Raw genomic sequence first — 2,796 nt, 5'->3', positions numbered from 1 at the left:
AGAGACAGATATTATACCATCGTAAGAAACGTATTACAACACAATTAAATTACAATATTCTGAATTCATTCGCAATGCGGAATATTCCAGGACATTTTAGGATTTTCGGGATTTTTTCAGGATTTTTTATATGGATTATTGCATCATTATTTAGCGATTTCCATCAGTTTTTCGATCTGTTTTCCCCAAACTGACGGGAATCACTACAAATAAGCATCTTTGACTCCGATGCTTATATCAGAAAACCGCTGGAATAAAAGCAACCAAAAAGCCGAAGCTACAATTCTATGCAGTTTCGGCTTTTTTAATCTTTAGGTTTCTTCGGTCGTAGAGTGCTACACGCTAGAATTCTGCTGTCTTCGGCGTTCTCGGGAACGGCAGCACGTCGCGGATGTTACTCATGCCGGTGATGTACATGATGATCCGTTCGAATCCAAGGCCGTAACCGGAGTGTTTTACACCGCCATACTTTCTCAGATCCATGTACCACCAGTAATCTTCCTCTGTCATACCGGTTTCTTCGATACGAGCTTTGAGGACGTCATAGCGTTCTTCTCTCTGGCTTCCGCCGATGATCTCTCCAACGCCCGGTACCAGCAGGTCGCAGGCTGCGACCGTCTTGCCGTCATCGTTGAGACGCATATAGAACGCCTTGATTTCCTTCGGATAATCTATTACGAAAATTGGTTTCTTATACACTTTTTCTGTCAGATAACGTTCGTGCTCCGTCTGCAGGTCGATACCCCACTCTACCGGATACTGGAAGTCTTCACCTGACTTCTGCAGAATCTCAACTGCCTCAGTATAAGTCACACGCTCAAAATCTGAATTTACGATATTCTGCAGACGCTCGATGAGCCCCTTGTCCATAAACTTGTTGAAAAACTCCATTTCTTCCGGCGCATTTTCCAGCACATAGTTGATGATGTATTTGATCATAGCTTCTGCTACATCCATATCGTCTGTCAGATCTGCGAAGGCCATCTCCGGTTCGATCATCCAGAATTCAGAGGCGTGTCTCGCCGTATTGGAGTTCTCTGCACGGAAGGTCGGGCCAAACGTGTAAACGTTTTTAAAGGCCAGCGCGAAGATCTCTGCTTCAAGCTGTCCGCTTACAGTAAGACTGGCTTTCTTGCCGAAAAAGTCCTGACTGTAATCGATTTCCCCGTCTTCTGTACGAGGCGGGTTATCCAAATCCAGCGTAGTGATCTGGAACATTTCACCTGCTCCTTCACAGTCACTTGCTGTAATGATCGGCGTATGAGCATATACGAAGTTATTCTCCTGGAAGAACTTGTGGATCGCATAGGCTACGATAGAACGCACCCGGAATACTGCAGAAAATGTATTGCTCCGCGGACGCAGGTGTGCGATCTCACGCAGGAATTCCATGCTGTGACGTTTCTTCTGAAGCGGATAATCTGCTTCAGATCCAGCTTCGATCACGATGTTCTTCGCTTTGATTTCAAACGGCTGCTTCGCGTCCGGCGTCAGGACAAACGTTCCCGTCACGCACAGAGCTGCTGCCACCGGTGCTTTAGAAATTTCTTCGAAGTTATCCAGAAATTCTGCTTCATACACGACCTGTACGGATTTAAAAAACGTACCGTCATTCAGCTCTATAAATCCAAATTTATTGGATCCGCGATTTGTTCTGACCCAACCCTCTACTACGATTTCCTGATCTGCATACTTTTCGCTTTCCCGAAAAAGACTTTTGATTTCTACTACATCTTTCATCTGTATTTTATCTCCTGTCAATAGTTTTGATTCTGCTTAACAGATTCTGGTTCCTTCCGGAACGATATCATCTACGAAAATGATCTGGCATCCGCAGGCATTATTCGTTCCTGCCAGCAACATTCCTTCACTCATAACGCCGGTCATTCTGGCCGGTGCCAGATTTGCTACCACAATGATCTTCTTTCCTACAAGCTCTTCCGGCTTATAATCATTCTTGATACTGGATACGATCACGCGCTCCTTGATGCCATCGAACAGCGTCAACTTGTAGTTGCTGTGTGCCTTGCGTATCTCCTGACATTTAAGGACTTTGCAGACACGCAGGTCTATCTCAAAGAACTGGTCAATGGAGATCTCCGGTTCTGTGATCGGCTTTACTTCATCAGGTTCGCCGTAAACTTTGACGATTTCCGGCTCTTTCTCAGCTTCCTCTGCAGCCTTCTTTGCAGCGATTTCTTCTTCCGTTTCCGGATGGCTGAAATCCAGAAGGTGCATGAAGCGTTCTCGGTCGATCGCATAGAGGAAGAGGTAAAGTCTCGGGCCTCTTTCCTTGCTGATCAGCAGCTTGTACACATTCTTGAAGAATGTACCCTGCAGCTTCTTCAGATCCTCTCTATCCATACCGTATACTTCCTTCGGGATATCATACAGTTTCGTGTTGAGAGAGTCCAGGTCATATTCACCTGCCTTGATATAGTTGTAAAGGATCTCGATTTCCTTCTTTTCTTCCTCTGTAAATGTTTCATACAGATCGAAATCTCTCCATCCCCGCAGCTTGTTGGCAGATTCCGGTGCACACTGATAGAGCCAATACTTTGCACGCTCCAGACGCGTATCAAAATCTTCGTACTTGTACGGTGTTCCGATCTTTTCAAATACGGTTTCCATCATCGGCACATTGAAGTCCACGATGGATCCCAGCTGTACCAGCAGACTCATCGGTACTGTCTTGATTTCTCTATCACCGATCAGTGAGAATTCCATAACAGTCTGGTTATGTTCATTGGCTTTACCGGCTTTATAATCATTATACATCTGTCTCTTATACACATC

Annotated in this window: 1 protein-coding gene and 1 pseudogene; both read right to left on the bottom strand. The window is 45.2% G+C overall.

The window, feature by feature from the left end; genetic code table 11:
* Positions 1-342 precede the first annotated feature (342 nt).
* A complete protein-coding gene (gene asnS, locus H8876_RS00925; RefSeq protein WP_177264642.1) occupies positions 343-1,740 on the bottom strand; it encodes an asparagine--tRNA ligase in 1,398 nt (465 codons plus the stop codon).
* 36 nt (positions 1,741-1,776) lie between these two features.
* Positions 1,777-2,796, bottom strand: a pseudogene (locus tag H8876_RS00920) (hypothetical protein); the annotation flags it as partial.

Origin of the sequence: Lentihominibacter faecis (assembly GCF_014306095.1) — a bacterium.
GTDB lineage: Bacteria > Bacillota > Clostridia > Peptostreptococcales > Anaerovoracaceae > Lentihominibacter > Lentihominibacter faecis.
This window is presented reverse-complemented; position numbering and strand designations above follow the sequence as displayed.